Genomic DNA, 15,350 nt, shown 5'->3' on the forward strand with positions numbered 1-15,350 from the left:
TCCAGAGTTCAAGTACGGCCCGCGAAGGCCTCAATTCATGACATTCAATTCTTCAGTGCGGCGCGGCGGGTAAGTTTCCCACTGGCTGCAGCCCGGGCATTGCCAGTAGAACTGGCGCGCCTTGAAGCCGCAATGGCTGCACTGGTAGCGCGCCAGCTTCTGCGTATAGCCGTGCACCAGGGTCTTGACCACGGCCAGCTCGGGACGCACGGTCTGCGGCGCGCTCATCATGCGCGCTTCCAGGAACTTGTCCAGGCCCAGCAGCGTCGGCGTACGGCGCAGTTCGTCGCTCACCAGCACGTTGGCGGCATCGATGCCGTCGGCGTCCAGCACGGCCTTGAAGACCACTTCCAGCAGATCGATCGACGGGGCTTCCGCCAGGTAGGCGCGCAGCAGGTTGATGCCCTCCTGCGGGCGACCGACGGCGATGTAGCCATCCATCAGGCGCTGCGCCACCAGGGCGGTGTGCGGCACGCTCTGGTGCTCGACCCGACGCCAGGTTTCCAGCGCGCCTTCGATGTCGCCGCGCGCGCGCAGCGCATCGCCGATCAGCATGGTGGCGCGTACGCTCTTGCGGTCGGCGGCCAGGGCCTTGTCCAGCAGGGCCATGGCAGCATCGGTGTTGGAACGCACCAGTTCATCAGCGGCCAATTCGCAGTAGAACTGGGCGATTTCGCGCTGGCGGCCGCCGGCACCCGTGGCTTGCAGGATTTCGGCGGCGGAGATGGCGCGCTCCCATTCCTTCTCGCGCTGGTAAATCTCCAGCAGGGCGCGGCCGGCCTGGGCGCTGTAGGGGGTGTCGATGAGCTTGTTGAAGGTTTCTTCAGCGCGGTCCAAGAGGCCCGCCTTCAGGTAATCCTGACCCAGTTCATAGAGCGCATGGCCCTGGTGCTCGGCTGGCAGGTCGGGACGCGCCAGCAGGTTCTGGTGCACGCGGATGGCGCGCTCGGTCTCGCCGCGGCGGCGGAACAGGTTGCCCAGGGCGAAGTGCAGTTCCACCGTCTCGGGGTCCAGCTTGACGATCTCGATGAAGGCGTCGATGGCCTTGTCGGGCTGCTCGTTCAGGAGGAAGTTGAGCCCCTTGAAGTAGCCGCGCGGCAGGGTGCGCGACTCGGACAGCAACTGGTTGATATCCACCCGCGCGGCAATCCACCCCAGGCCGAAGAAGACCGGGATGCCGAGCAACCACCAAAATTCAAATTCCATAAACAGTGAGGGGCAATTAGAGGATGTGCTGCGCGGTGATCACGCTGTCAGGCTGCGGCGGCTGGGCCTGCACCTGGGCGATCTCTTCCTGCTGCTTCTGGACTTGCGACAGGGCCTTCCTGTAGCGCGAGGCTTCGCGGCGGTGGCGCATCACCAGCGGCACCATGGCCAGCACGCCCAGGATCGCGCCGATCACGAAGAAGGCCAGCAGTACCAGTACCAGCGGGTCGGTGCGTTCATAACCGAGGAAGAAATGCATGGTCACTTCCTGGGTATTGCGCAGGGCGAAGAAAAAGAAGAACACGAACAGGATGGCCGCGATCAATCGGGACAGTATTTTCATGGCGTAATCCTTTCTGGCGGGTCGTGGTTAGCCCGGAGGCCCGAAGGCCAAGCTCGCCGGCAAGCAATGCGCAACACCCATGACGATAAAGGCGATGCGCGAGGGCGGTGCCGGTCCGCGGCATTATTGCGCTGGCCGGAAAAATCGCGTCGATTTCGCGCGCATTCCCGGTCAATCCAGGGTAAATCGGGATTGTACGTGAAAAAAAACGGCATCCAAAGATGCCGTTCATTTTGTTGATCTGCCTTTACACCCGTTCACCTCGCGGTGCGCGAGTGTGCAGCTTTCAACCATTGTTACTGCTCGCGGGCGCAGAAAACTTCATCTGCGCACCGCAAGAACTGCCTGGTCACAGGCCCAGCCGGGTCAATCCTCGCGGATTGGCTGGCCGACCATCGCATCGACGCGTTCGCGCAATTCCTTGCCCGGCTTGAAGTGGGGGACCCGTTTTTCAGGGACCATCACCTTGTCGCCGGACTTGGGATTGCGGCCGATACGCGGCGGACGGCGGTTGAGCGCGAAGCTGCCAAAGCCACGGATCTCGATGCGCTGGCCGGTCGCGAGCGCGTCGACCATGGCATCGAGGATGGTTTTGACCGCGTAATCCGCATCCTTGGCAACAAGTTGCGGATAACGCTCAGCCAGACGGGCGATCAGCTCCGACTTTGTCATCGTGACCGGAAGATCAGTTCTTGTTGTCGAGCTTGGCCTTCAGCAGCGCGCCCAGGCTGGTGGTGCCCGAAGCAGCGTTGGAGTCAGCCGACATCTTCTGCATGGCTTCCTGGGTCTCGGCGTTGTCCTTGGCCTTGATCGACAGCTGGATGCTGCGAGCCTTGCGGTCGATGTTGATGACCAGGGCTTCGACGGCGTCGCCAACCTTCAGGTGGGTACCGGCATCTTCCACGCGGTCGCGGGAGATTTCGGAAGCGCGCAGGTAGCCTTCGACTTCGTCGGTCAGCTGGATCACGGCGCCCTTGGGCTCAACCGACTTGACGGTACCGGTCACGATCGCACCCTTGTCGTTCAGGGCGGCGAAGTTGTTGAACGGGTCGCCTTCCAGTTGCTTCACGCCCAGGGAGACGCGCTCGCGTTCCACGTCGATGGCCAGCACAACGGCTTCCAGCTCGTCGCCCTTCTTGAACTTGCGCACGGCTTCTTCGCCAGCTTCGGTCCAGGACAGGTCGGACAGGTGCACCAGGCCGTCGATGTTGCCCGGCAGGCCGATGAACACGCCGAAGTCGGTGATCGACTTGATCGAACCCTTGACCTTGTCGCCCTTCTTGTGGCTCATGGCGAAGTCGTCCCACGGGTTCGGCTTGCACTGCTTCATGCCCAGGGAGATACGACGACGCTCTTCGTCGATTTCCAGAACCATGACTTCGACTTCGTCGCCCAGCTGGACAACCTTGTTCGGGGCCACGTTCTTGTTGGTCCAGTCCATTTCGGAGACGTGCACCAGGCCTTCGATGCCTTGTTCGACTTCCACGAATGCACCGTAGTCGGTCAGGTTGGTGACCTTGCCGAACAGGCGGGTGCCTTGCGGGTAGCGACGCGACAGACCGGTCCACGGATCGTCGCCCAGCTGCTTGACGCCCAGGGAGACGCGGTTCTTCTCTTGATCGTACTTGAGGACCTTGGCGGTGATTTCTTGGCCAACCGACAGCACTTCCGACGGGTGACGCACACGACGCCATGCCAGGTCGGTGATGTGCAGCAGGCCGTCGATGCCACCCAGGTCAACGAACGCACCGTAGTCGGTGATGTTCTTGACGATACCGGTGACGACGGTGCCTTCCTTCAGGGTTTCCATCAGCTTGGCGCGCTCTTCGCCCATCGAGGCTTCGATCACGGCACGGCGCGACAGAACGACGTTGTTGCGCTTGCGGTCCAGCTTGATGACCTTGAATTCCAGGGTCTTGCCTTCGAACGGGGTGGTGTCCTTGACCGGACGGGTGTCGACCAGCGAACCCGGCAGGAAGGCACGGATGCCGTTGGTCAGAACGGTCAGGCCGCCCTTGACCTTGCCATTGACGGTACCGGTGACGATCTCGCCGGACTCCATCGCCTTTTCCAGCGAGAGCCACGATGCCAGACGCTTGGCCTTGTCGCGCGACAGGATGGTGTCGCCGAAACCGTTTTCCAGGGATTCGATCGCAACGGAGATGAAGTCGCCGACGTTGACTTCGACTTCGCCGTTGTCGTTCTTGAATTCTTCAACAGGGATGAATGCTTCGGACTTCAGGCCGGCGTTGACGATCACGAAGTTGTGATCCAGGCGCACGACTTCTGCCGAGATGACTTCACCCGAACGCATGTCCTGACGCGACAGCGATTCTTCGAACAGAGCAGCAAATTCGCTGGAGGTATCAACACCTGCAGCGATAACGGTAGTGGTAGACATAAAAGAAAGTAAGAAAGATTGGCCGGTATCCGTGTGATGCAATCAGGCTGACTTGCACTGCCGTCTTCGTTGCCGCCGACGACATGGGTACTGGGTTAGGTTTATCAACACCCGTCAGACTTTGCATCTGCCGGGCACCAATGGCACTACGGGTACAACAAGGACTTGCCCATGATGGGTGCTGAACGGGCCGTTTCAATCGGATTGCAACGGATTTCAGTGCCCCAGGGCAGCGTACCAGCTGAGTACCTGCTGCACCGCTTCGTCAGCGGTCATGTCGGATGTATCCAGGTGATATGCACCCTCCGCAGCCTTCAAGGGGGCCGACGAGCGATTCATGTCGCGTTCGTCGCGTTCCTTCAAATCTCTGGAGAGGTCTTCGATATTAGCAGAAAAACCCTTGTCAATCAATTGCTTATAGCGTCTTGTAGCGCGTGCTTCCACACTGGCGGTCAAAAACACCTTCAGACGGGCACCGGGGAAGATGACGGTGCCCATGTCGCGGCCGTCGGCCACCAGGCCGGGAGGTTTCCTGAATGACAACTGCAGGCCATACAAGGCCTGGCGCACGGTGATCAGGGCGGCGATCTTGGAGGCGGTATTGCCGACCTCTTCGGCGCGGATGGCCTGGGATACGTCTTCGTTGGCCAGGAAGATGTGGCCGCCATCGAAATGACAGTGCAGGTGCTCGGCCGCCTTGGCCAGGGCGTGTTCGTCATCCAGGGCTACGCCGCGGCGCAGCACGGACAGCGCCGTCAAGCGGTACAGCGCGCCCGAATCCAGGTAATGGAAGCCCAGTTCCCGGGCCACCTTCTGGGCCACGGTGCCCTTGCCGGAGGCGGTCGGACCATCGATGGTGATGACCGGTATCTTTGCTTTTTCCATGGCCTGATCCCTTTATCTGTGAATAATTTAGTGTAATTCCGTCAAATAAAGGGTTTATCAGATCAAGGTTTGTTCGGCAATCTTTTTGAAGACCTCGAAGTAATCGGGGAAGGTCTTGGCCACGCACTTGGGGTCGTTGATGCGGATGCGGTTGCCACGCCGCAATGCACCATCCAATGCCGCCAGCGAGAAGCACATGGCCATGCGATGGTCGTCATAGGTGTCGATGGCAGCCGTACCGATCTCGGCCGGGGGAGTTACCGTGAGGTAATCCGCGCCCTCTTCCACCTGCGCACCCAGCTTGCGCAACTCGGTCGCCATGGCCGAAAGACGGTCGGTTTCCTTGACGCGCCAGCTGGCGATGTTGCGCAGGGTGCTGGGGCCGTCGGCGTAGAGCGCCGCCACGGCGATGGTCATCGCTGCATCCGGAATGTGGTTGAAGTCGGCATCGATGGCCTTGAGCGGGCCATTGGAGGAGGCCTCGATCCAGTTCTCGCCCATGGTGATGGTCGCGCCCATCTGCTCCAGCGCTTCGACGAAGCGCACGTCGCCCTGGATGCTGTCGCGGCCCACGCCCTCGACCCGGATCGGGCCGCCGGTGATGGCACCGGCGGCCAGGAAGTAGGAGGCCGACGACGCATCGCCCTCGACGTGGATGCTGCCTGGGCTGCGGTAATGCTGGCCCGGTTTGACGGTAAACTGTTGCCAGCCGTCGCGCTCGACCTCGACGCCGAAGCGGCGCATCAGGTTCAGGGTGATCTCGATGTAAGGCTTGGAGATGAGTTCACCGACCACCTCGATCTGCATGGCCTCCTCACGCGCCATCAGGGGCGCGGCCATCAGCAAGGCCGTCAGGAACTGGCTGGAGACGTTGCCGCGCACCTTCATGCGCGCCGATGTCAGCTGGCCACGGCGGATATGCAGCGGCGGGTAGCCGGGATTGCCGGTGTACTCGATGCGCATGCCCACGGCATTCAAGGCATCCACCAGGTCGCCAATCGGCCGCTCGTGCATGCGCGGCACGCCATGCAGCGTGTAGTCGCCACCCAGCACGGCCAGGGCCGCCGTCAGCGGACGGATGGCGGTGCCGGCATTGCCCATGAAGAGATCAGCCTGGTGCACCGGCAGCACGCCGTTGACGCCATGGACGATGTAATCCTGAGTGCCTTCGATCTGCTCCCACTTCACGCCCAAGGTCTGCAGGGCCATGAGCATGACCAGCGTATCGTCGGAGGCCAGCAGGTCGAAGATGCGGGTGGTGCCGCCCGAGAGCGCCGCCAACAGCAGGATGCGGTTGGAAATGCTCTTGGAGCCCGGCAGCTTGACCGTGCCTTGCACGTGCGGGACCGGGTTCAGGTCGATATGGCGGGGGTAGGAAGGCTGTTTCATCTTGCTTGCTTTTCTGTGGATGATGCGGTGATGGAATCGGGCCGCCCAGGCGGCCTTGACGATGTGACCGGGAAAGAATGTTCAGTTGGCCTTGCGTTCGGCCGCCTCGATGGCGGCCGCCCATTGCTGGCGGGCATGCTGGGCGCTGGCATAGATCTTTTCGAGGCCCGCGCCGTCGCTGTCGGCAATCATCGCGCGTATGCCCTGCAATTGCACCAGATAGGCATCGACCTCGGTGAGCAAGGCATCACGGTTGGCCAGCGTGATGTCGCGCCACATCTCGGGCGAGGAGGCAGCAATGCGGGTGAAATCGCGGAAACCGCTGGCGGCATACTGAAACAGGGTCCCGGCATGCGGCTTGGCGGCGATGTCATCCACCAGCGCAAAGGCCAGCACGTGCGGCAAATGGCTCACCGAAGCGAACACCGCATCATGTTCCTGCGGGGATAGGCGATGGATGATCGCACCACAGGCGCGCCAGGCGGCGGCCACGGTTTCGACATCGGACTCGCTGTTCTCGGGCAAGGCGGTGATGACCACTTTCTTGCCTTCATACAATTCGGCCAGCGCGGCTTCCGGACCATGTTTTTCACGGCCCGCAATCGGATGCGCCGGGACGAACTGCGCAATGCGCTCCCCCATCGCCTTGCGGGCGGCGGCCACCACATCGCTCTTGGTACTGCCGGCATCGGTGACGATGGCCCGGGCCTCCAGATGCGGCTTGATGGAAGCGAGGATGGCTTCGGTCTGCGCCACTGGCGCGGCCACCAGGATCAGATCGGCACCGGTAACGGCGGCGGCCGCATCGGTGGCAATGGCATCGATGATGCCCAGCTCGCGCGCACGCTCCAGGCTGGCCAGCGAGCGGCCCACGCCGACGATGTGCACAGCCTGGCCGGCACGGCGCAGCGCCAGGGCGAACGAGCCGCCGATCAGACCCACACCGAAGATGACGACTTTCTTGAACACGTTGAACTCAGCCTTGAAGAATGGCGGGACGGCAGGCGCTCACAGGCCCAGCGGATAGGAGCCCAGCAGCTTGAAGAAGGCGGCGTTCTGGCGCAGCTCTTCGAGCGCCTTGGCGACCTTCTCATCCTGCTCGTGGCCTTCGAGGTCGACGTAGAAATAATATTCCCACGCGCCCATGCGGGCCGGACGCGACTCGAAGCGCGTCATCGACACGCCATGCCGCGCCAGCGGTGCCAGCAGGTTGTAGACCGCTCCGGCCTTGTTGGGCACCGACAGCACGATGGAAGTCTGGTCGCGCCCCGACGGTGCCGTGCGCAGGCGGCCGATCACCGCAAAGCGAGTGCGGTTGTGCGGATCGTCCTGGATGTGGGCGTTGACCGTCTGCAGGTTGTACTTCTGGCCCGCGATTTCACCGGCAATGGCCGCCACGCTCTTGTCTTCACCTGCCATGCGCGCGGCCTCGGCGTTGGAGGCCACCGCCTGGCGTTCGATGGCAGGATAGTTCTGATTGAGCCACGCATTGCACTGGGCGAGGGCCTGCGAATGCGCGCAGATGCGGGTGATGCCTTCCATCTTGCCGCTGGCGGTCATCAGGCTGTGATGCACAGGGATCGCCACTTCGCCGCTGATGGTCAGCGTGGTCTGCAGCAACAGATCGAGTGTGCGGTTGATCACGCCTTCGGAGGAATTCTCGATGGGCACCACGCCGAAATCGGCGGTACCGGCTTCGGCATCGCGGAACACTTCATCGATGGACACGCAGGGCAAGCCCTCGATGGCATGGCCGAACTGCTGGTACACGGCCTGTTCGCTGAAGGTGCCTTCGGGGCCGAGATAGGCCACCACCACACGCTTTTCCAGCGCACGGCAGGCCGACATCACTTCACGGAAAATGGTCTGGATATCGGTGCCCAGCAAGGGCCCGGGATTGCGGTCGGCGGCGCGGCGCAGGACCTGCGCTTCGCGCTCGGGACGAAACACCGGGGCATTGGTCTCGGCCTTGACGTGGCCCACTTCCTGCGCGACACGGGCGCGCTGGTTCAGCAGGTCGAGGATCTGCGCATCGATGGCATCGATCTTCTGGCGCAGGGGCAGCAACTTGTCGTCACTCATCTTGCTCTTTCAGGTTCTGCACGGCGCACGGGCGCTACGAGCGGCCGGCGGCGCACCGGGCATGGCGTTGGCTTGGCGCACGGCCACGGCCAGCACTGCGCGGGCGATGATACGCCCGGCCAGATGCGGCCTCAGCCGTGCTGCTGTTCGAAGTCTTTCAGATAATCGACGAGAGCCTGTACGCCCTCGATCGGCATCGCGTTGTAAATCGATGCACGCATGCCGCCGACCGACTTGTGGCCTTTCAGCTGCAGCAGGCCGCGCTCTTTGGCGCCGGCCAGGAAAGTGTCATTGAGCGCCTCGTCGCGCAGGAAGAACGGCACGTTCATGCGGGAACGGCAGTCCGCTGCGATCCGGTTGCTGTAGAAATCGGTGCTGTCCAGGTAGCCGTAGAGCAGCTCGGCCTTGGCGATGTTGCGCGCTTCCAGCGCGGCCACGCCACCCTGGCGCTTGATCCACTGGAACACCAGGCCGGCGATGTAGATCGCGTAGGTCGGCGGGGTGTTGTACATGGAATCGTTGTCGGCCACGATCTTCCAGTCGAAGGCCGAGGGACAGAACGGCAGCGCGTGACCCAGCAGGTCTTCGCGCACGATGACGATGGTCACGCCGGCCGGGCCGATATTCTTCTGGGCGCCGCCATAGATGACGCCATATTTCGAGACATCCACCTCACGCGAGAGGATGTGCGAGGACATGTCGGCCACCAGCGGTGCGCCATCGGTGTCAGCCGCGACTTCCGGCGTGTATTGGTATTCGACGCCGTCGATGGTCTCGTTGCTGCAGATGTGCACATAGGCGGCATTGCGCGAGAGCTTCCAGTCGGCACGTGCCGGGATGCTGGAAAACTTGTGATCAGCCGAGGAGGCGGCCACGTTCACGCTGCAGTAGCGCCCCGCTTCCTTGATCGACTTGGTCGACCAGGAACCGGTGTTGATGTAGTCGGCCACACCGGCTTCATGCTTGCCTGCCGGCGAACGCAGCGCCGCCAGGTTCATCGGGATGATGGCGTTCTCGGCGATGGCCCCGCCCTGCAGGAACAGCACTTTGTAGTTGGAAGGAATGTTCATCAGCGCGCGCACATCAGCCAGCGCGGCTTCGATGATGGACATGTATTCCTTGCCGCGGTGGCTCATCTCCATGACCGACATGCCACTGCCATGCCAGTCCAGCATCTCGTCGGCTGCCTGTTGCAGCACTTCCTTGGGCAATACCGCCGGACCGGCGGAAAAGTTATAAACCATGTCTGCGTTCGCCATCAAAAAAGACGGCAGGCATGCGGCCCGCCGCCCTGGACTTGCTTTACTCGCCTGCGGCTGGTGCTTCGCCGCCGGCCGCCTCTGCGCCTTCGCCTTCGATCACGTCTTCCACATCAGACTCGACCACGCGCTGCAGGCCGGACAGCTTGGTGCCGTCTTCCACCGCGATCAGGGTCACGCCCTGGGTCGCGCGGCCCATCTCGCGGATCTCCGAGACACGGGTGCGGATCAGCACGCCACCGGTAGTGATCAGCATGATCTCATCGCTGGAATCGACCAGCGTGGCGGCCACGACCTTGCCGTTGCGCTCGCTGGTCTGGATGGCGATCATGCCCTTGGTGCCACGGCCGTGACGGGTGTACTCGGTGATCGGGGTACGCTTGCCGAAGCCGTTTTCGGTGGCGGTGAGCACGGACTGCTGTTCGTTCTCGGCCACCAGCAAGGCGATGACTTGCTGGGCTTCTTCCAGATTCATGCCGCGCACGCCACGGGCGGTACGGCCCATCGGGCGCACATCGTTTTCATCGAAACGCACGGCCTTGCCGCCGTCGGAGAACAGCATCACGTCATGCGCGCCATCGGTGAGAGCAGCACCAATCAGGAAGTCGCCTTCGTCCAGGTCCACGGCGATGATGCCGGCCTTGCGCGGGTTGGAGAAGTCCGACAGCGGGGTCTTCTTGACCGTGCCCAGGCTGGTCGCCATGAAGACATAGCGGTCATCCGGGAAGCTGCGATTGGCACCCGACACCGGCAGGATCACCGTGATCTTCTCGCCATCCTGCAGCGGGAACATATTGACGATGGGCTTGCCGCGCGAACTGCGCGAACCCTGCGGCACTTCCCAAACCTTCAGCCAGTACAGGCGGCCACGGTTGGAGAAGCACAGGATGTAGTCGTGCGTATTGGCGATGAAGAGCTGGTCGATCCAGTCGTCATCCTTGGTCGCCATGGCCTGCTTGCCGCGGCCGCCGCGTTTCTGCGCGCGATACTCGGAGACCGGCTGCGACTTCATGTAGCCGGTGTGCGACAGCGTCACCACCATGTCCTGCGGGGTGATCAGGTCTTCGGTGGCCAGGTCGGTGGCGTTGTGCTCGATGGTGGAGCGGCGCTCGTCCTTGGCACCGATGCCGTAGTCGTTGCGGGCGGCGTTGAGTTCGTCGGTGATGATGGCGGTGACGCGGGCCGGCTTGGAGAGGATATCCAGCAGGTCGGCGATCTGCGCCATCACGTCCTTGTATTCGTTGACGATCTTGTCCTGCTCCAGGCCGGTCAGGCGTTGCAGACGCATCTGCAGGATTTCCTGGGCCTGTTCATCGGAGAGCTTGTAGAGGCCGTCGGACTGGATGCCGTAATGGGCCGGCAAGCTTTCCGGACGGAAGGCTTCGATGCCGCCCGGGTTGCCTTCGCCGGTGCGGGCCAGCATCTCGCGCACCATGGACGAATCCCAGGCGCGCGTCATCAGTTCTGCCTTGGCGATCGGCGGAGTCGGTGCGGCGCGGATGATGGCGATGAAGTCATCGATGTTGGCCAATGCAACGGCCAGGCCTTCGAGCACGTGACCGCGTTCGCGCGCCTTGCGCAGTTCGAACACGGTGCGGCGGGTGACCACTTCGCGACGGTGCGACAGGAAGCATTCCAGCAGTTGCTTCAGGTTCAAGAGGCGCGGCTGGCCATCGACCAGCGCCACCATGTTCATGCCGAAGGTGTCTTGCAGCTGGGTCTGCTTGTAGAGGTTGTTGAGCACCACTTCAGGCACTTCGCCGCGCTTGAGTTCGATGACCACGCGCATGCCCGACTTGTCGGATTCGTCGCGCAGGTCGGAGATGCCTTCGAGCTTCTTGTCGCGCACCAGCTCGGCGATGCGTTCCAGCAGCGCCTTCTTGTTGACCTGGTAGGGCAGCTCATCGACGATGATGGCGATGCGGCCTTCGCGGCCATATTCTTCGAAGTGGGTCTTGGCGCGCATGACGACGCGGCCACGGCCGGTGCGGTAACCATCGCGCACGCCCGAGACGCCATAGATGATGCCGCCGGTCGGGAAGTCCGGTGCCGGCACCAGTTCGATCAGTTCATCGATGGTGCAGTGTTCATTGGCCAGCAGGTGCAGCGCGCCGTTGATCACTTCGGTGATGTTGTGCGGCGGGATGTTGGTGGCCATGCCCACGGCGATGCCGGAGGAGCCGTTGACCAGCAGGTTGGGGATACGCGTCGGCAGGACCGAGGGTTCCTTTTCCTTGCCGTCGTAGTTGGGCACGAAATCGACGGTTTCCTTCTCGATATCGGCCAGCAATTCGTTGGAGATCTTGTCCAGGCGGCACTCGGTGTAACGCATCGCCGCAGCGCCGTCGCCGTCGATGGAACCGAAGTTGCCCTGGCCATCGACCAAGGTGTAGCGCAGCGAGAAGTCCTGGGCCATGCGCACCAGGGTGTCGTAGATGGAGGCGTCGCCGTGCGGGTGGTATTTACCCATGACTTCACCGACCACGCGCGCGCACTTCACGAACGGACGATTCCAGACGTTGTTCATCTCGTGCATCGCATACAGCACGCGGCGGTGCACCGGCTTCAAGCCATCGCGCACATCCGGCAGTGCCCGACCCACGATCACGCTCATGGCGTAATCGAGGTAACTCTTGCGCATCTCTTCTTCGAGGGAAATGGGGATGGTTTCTTTAGCGAATTGATCCATTGGAGAGTCGAAAGATGTTTCCCGGCCAGAAAATCGTGCCGGGCGGGCGTGGCCCTTGGACTGATCAGAACAGCGCATTCTAGCACGCCAGGAGGGTCAAAAGCCCGTCAAACGCCCTCAATGCCCCTGCAACGGCATGCTTCGCGAGGACACCCGGACCCTCGCAGGCCCGCACCGCATGCGCCGCAAAGCTCCTCCCAGCGCCTGGGAGCGACGAAATGCCAGGTCCGAACGCCTATATATATTAGAGCGCCCGAACTCAGCGACCGGCATTGCCGCCCGGCATCGAATGTTTCTCCGCCGCAGGTTGCTGTCAAATGATCAATTTGGGGAAAATTTTCCGAAACTCACTTTCCCGGTGCACGCCATCAGGAGAATTCGGAGGGCCCGGGAATAGCGATGCTGCGGAGAAAATGGCAACTACTTGCCCGAGTGAAAATGCGCGAACTGTATGAAATATAAGGATTTTCTTTAAAAAATCCGGCTTTTTTCAGCCTTAAAGGAACAAAAACGGCCCGAAAATATCGCGTTGCGAAGAAACAACACAGTCCCAAAAACGTTGTCTGGACCAATTGGCAAGCATCGCTGAAGGTCAATCCGTGTGGCAGAATGGCGGCTAAGTTCATTACTAGCCCCATGGAACAAGGGCCTGTGACGACCTGAACACATGATATTATTCATTTTTTTGATGTCGTAATCTTGTAGCGCAGTTTATCTGCGGATATCTCACCCGAGAGGAGAAACATGAACAAATTAGCAAAACTCGTCTTCGCTGCTGCGTCCGCAGCCATCGCACTGTCTGCCACCGCTCAGGAAACCAAGGACATCAAGGTTCGTCCCGGCAGCCTGTACCTGCAAGATGGCCGTGACGTCGTGACCCGCAGCGGTTACGGTCTGTGCTGGCAAACCGCTTACGTGAACGGTCCGTGCGAAGAACCGCCCGCACCGGCTCCGGTTGCCGCTGCTGCTCCTGCTCCGGCTCCTGCTCCTGTCGCTGCCCCGACCTCGGAAAAGGTCACCTACGCTGCTGACGCCTTCTTCGATTTCGACAAGGCAACCCTGAAGCCGGCTGGCAAGGCCAAGCTGGACGAACTGGTTGGCAATTTGAAGGCCATCAACCTGGAAGTCATCATCGCCGTCGGCCACACCGACTCGATCGGCTCCGTCGCCTACAACCAGAAGCTGTCGGTTCGCCGTGCTGAGTCCGTCAAGGCCTACCTGGTCTCGAAGGGCGTTGAAGCCAACCGCGTCTACACCGAAGGCAAGGGCAAGTCGCAACCGGTCGCTGACAACAAGACCGCTGCTGGCCGCGCCAAGAACCGTCGCGTGGAAATCGAAGTTGTGGGTACCCGCAAGTAATCGATTGCCGCTACAAGGCTGTTATGAAAACCCCGCTTCGGCGGGGTTTTTTTATTCCTGTTTCATTTGCTGGTCATGCAGGCTTTTGCAAGCACTTGCCCCTTCATTGCGCCGCATCTTGACTTGGCGCAGGCTACCCGCTGCGTCGGATTGGGCTATCATTAGGCCCCATGAATACGACCAATGCGACCATGAACGCCGATCCCCAAGAGATCCAGAAATTCAGTGAACTGGCCCATCGCTGGTGGGACCCGGGTTCCGAATTCCGGCCCCTGCACGAAATCAACCCGCTGCGCCTGGAGTGGATCAACGCCCGCGCCCCGCTGGCCGGCAAGAAGGTGATCGACATCGGCTGCGGTGGCGGCATCCTGGCGGAATCGATGGCCAAGAAAGGGGCCGACGTCACCGGCATCGACCTCTCCGACAAGGCCCTGAAAGTGGCCGACCTGCACAGCATGGAATCCGGCGTGCAGGTGCGCTACGAAAAGATCGCCGCCGAAGACATGGCCGCGCGTGAAGCCGGCCAGTACGACGTCGTGACCTGCATGGAGATGCTGGAACACGTCCCCGATCCGGCCGCCATCGTGCGCGCTGCGTCCAATCTGGCCAAGCCGGGCGGCAAGCTCTTCTTCTCCACGCTGAACCGCAACATGAAGTCCTACGTCATGGCCATCATCGGTGCCGAATACGTGCTGCGGCTGCTGCCCAAGGGCACGCATGACTATGCCAAGTTCATCACCCCGGCCGAACTGGCGCACTACACGCGCGAAGCCGGTTTGCAGATCGATGGTTTCAAGGGCATGGGCTACAACCCGCTGACCAAGATCTATTCGCTCAACGACGACACCAGCGTGAACTACCTGGTGGCCTGTACCAAGCTGGGCTGAGCGGCCTCGCTCGCGCCTCGCCGGTTCGTTCCCCTCGCCGCAGCTGTCCGCTGCGGCGCTTTTCTTCCTGCCATCCTGAAGCCCATGCCACTCCGCCCTCCCCGCGCGATCCTGTTCGACCTCGACGGCACGCTCGCCGACACTGCTCCCGACCTGGCGGCCGCCGCCAACTACCTGCGCCAGCAAAGGGGCCTGGAAAATGCCCCCTATGAAAGTTTGCGTCCGGTCGCCTCGGCCGGTGCCCGCGGGCTCATCGGTGCAGCGCTGGGCATCCATCCGGGCGATGCGGAGTATGAAGACTTGCGCGTACTTTTCCTGGACCGCTACCAGGCCAACATGACGACCCACAGCGGCCTCTTCGACGGCATCCCGGAACTGCTGGCGCAACTGGAAGCGCGCGGCATAGCCTGGGGCATCGTCACCAACAAGGCGGCACGCTTCACCGACGTGCTGGCCCCGCAGATCGGGCTGGGCCATGCCGGATGCATCGTCTCCGGCGACACCACCCCGCATCCCAAGCCGCATCCCGCGCCGCTGCTGGAAGCTGCCAAGCGCCTGGGGCTGCCAGCCGAGGATTGCTGGTACGTCGGCGACGACCTGCGCGACATCCAGGCCGGGCGCGCCGCCAACATGCCGACCATTGCCGCTGCCTGGGGCTATTGCGGCCACACCGAACCGGCTGCGTGGCAGGCCGATGCGCTGCTGCATGCACCGCTGGACATCCTGACCCTGCTGGACTGATCCGCTTTCCCGCCTTTGCTGGCGCGCGCAAGGAAACTTGAGCGCGCCATTTCCCTCCTAGCAGTGCCATGTCGCCTCGCATTAGAATGGCGACAACCCGGCGCACGCC

At 62.1% G+C, this 15,350-nt stretch carries 13 protein-coding genes; 3 read left to right on the forward strand and 10 right to left on the reverse strand.

Annotated features, from left to right (window positions below):
• Window positions 1-30: 30 nt before the first annotated feature.
• The 10 genes from lapB to gyrA all read right to left on the reverse strand — a co-directional run bounded on the left by lapB (window position 31) and on the right by gyrA (window position 12,254).
• Window positions 31-1,206 (reverse strand): lipopolysaccharide assembly protein LapB, encoded by a 1,176-nt coding sequence (lapB, locus tag ACWFUC_RS24660; protein WP_489623678.1) that lies wholly within the window; start codon window positions 1,204-1,206, stop codon window positions 31-33.
• 16 nt (window positions 1,207-1,222) lie between these two features.
• Window positions 1,223-1,549 (reverse strand): LapA family protein, encoded by a 327-nt coding sequence (locus ACWFUC_RS24665; RefSeq protein WP_034332766.1) that lies wholly within the window; start codon window positions 1,547-1,549, stop codon window positions 1,223-1,225.
• Window positions 1,550-1,915: 366 nt separating this feature from the next.
• Complete coding sequence (locus ACWFUC_RS24670; protein WP_006462119.1) at window positions 1,916-2,221, reverse strand: integration host factor subunit beta; 306 nt, start codon at window positions 2,219-2,221, stop codon at window positions 1,916-1,918.
• 13 nt (window positions 2,222-2,234) lie between these two features.
• On the reverse strand, window positions 2,235-3,950 hold the full coding sequence (rpsA, locus tag ACWFUC_RS24675; protein WP_008331552.1) for a 30S ribosomal protein S1: 1,716 nt from the start codon (window positions 3,948-3,950) through the stop codon (window positions 2,235-2,237).
• 216 nt (window positions 3,951-4,166) lie between these two features.
• On the reverse strand, window positions 4,167-4,835 hold the full coding sequence (gene cmk / locus ACWFUC_RS24680) for a (d)CMP kinase (RefSeq protein WP_088756372.1): 669 nt from the start codon (window positions 4,833-4,835) through the stop codon (window positions 4,167-4,169).
• A 57-nt stretch (window positions 4,836-4,892) separates the two neighbouring features.
• Window positions 4,893-6,224 (reverse strand): 3-phosphoshikimate 1-carboxyvinyltransferase, encoded by a 1,332-nt coding sequence (aroA, locus tag ACWFUC_RS24685; RefSeq protein WP_402709873.1) that lies wholly within the window; start codon window positions 6,222-6,224, stop codon window positions 4,893-4,895.
• A gap of 81 nt (window positions 6,225-6,305) precedes the next feature.
• Complete coding sequence (locus tag ACWFUC_RS24690; RefSeq protein ID WP_489623679.1) at window positions 6,306-7,193, reverse strand: prephenate dehydrogenase; 888 nt, start codon at window positions 7,191-7,193, stop codon at window positions 6,306-6,308.
• Window positions 7,194-7,232: 39 nt separating this feature from the next.
• Window positions 7,233-8,306 carry a prephenate dehydratase gene (gene pheA / locus ACWFUC_RS24695; protein ID WP_259433076.1) on the reverse strand — a complete coding sequence of 358 codons (1,074 nt, stop codon included), beginning with the start codon at window positions 8,304-8,306 and terminating at the stop codon, window positions 7,233-7,235.
• A 131-nt stretch (window positions 8,307-8,437) separates the two neighbouring features.
• Window positions 8,438-9,550 carry a 3-phosphoserine/phosphohydroxythreonine transaminase gene (gene serC, locus ACWFUC_RS24700; protein ID WP_489623680.1) on the reverse strand — a complete coding sequence of 371 codons (1,113 nt, stop codon included), beginning with the start codon at window positions 9,548-9,550 and terminating at the stop codon, window positions 8,438-8,440.
• 58 nt (window positions 9,551-9,608) lie between these two features.
• The gene (gene gyrA / locus ACWFUC_RS24705) at window positions 9,609-12,254 is read right to left on the reverse strand and encodes a DNA gyrase subunit A (protein ID WP_489623681.1); all 2,646 of its coding nucleotides are present in this window, start codon (window positions 12,252-12,254) and stop codon (window positions 9,609-9,611) included.
• A 744-nt stretch (window positions 12,255-12,998) separates the two neighbouring features.
• Between gyrA and ompA the strand changes: the two genes are divergently transcribed.
• From ompA to ACWFUC_RS24720, 3 genes are all read left to right on the forward strand, one after another.
• Window positions 12,999-13,613 carry an outer membrane protein OmpA gene (ompA, locus tag ACWFUC_RS24710; protein WP_006462111.1) on the forward strand — a complete coding sequence of 205 codons (615 nt, stop codon included), beginning with the start codon at window positions 12,999-13,001 and terminating at the stop codon, window positions 13,611-13,613.
• Between the two features lie 170 nt (window positions 13,614-13,783).
• The gene (ubiG, locus tag ACWFUC_RS24715; RefSeq protein WP_252695594.1) at window positions 13,784-14,500 is read left to right on the forward strand and encodes a bifunctional 2-polyprenyl-6-hydroxyphenol methylase/3-demethylubiquinol 3-O-methyltransferase UbiG; all 717 of its coding nucleotides are present in this window, start codon (window positions 13,784-13,786) and stop codon (window positions 14,498-14,500) included.
• Between the two features lie 84 nt (window positions 14,501-14,584).
• Complete coding sequence (locus ACWFUC_RS24720) at window positions 14,585-15,241, forward strand: HAD family hydrolase (protein ID WP_034332742.1); 657 nt, start codon at window positions 14,585-14,587, stop codon at window positions 15,239-15,241.
• The last annotated feature ends 109 nt before the right edge of the window (window positions 15,242-15,350 follow it).

The sequence above is a fragment of the Herbaspirillum sp. Her4 genome (genome assembly GCF_057961335.1).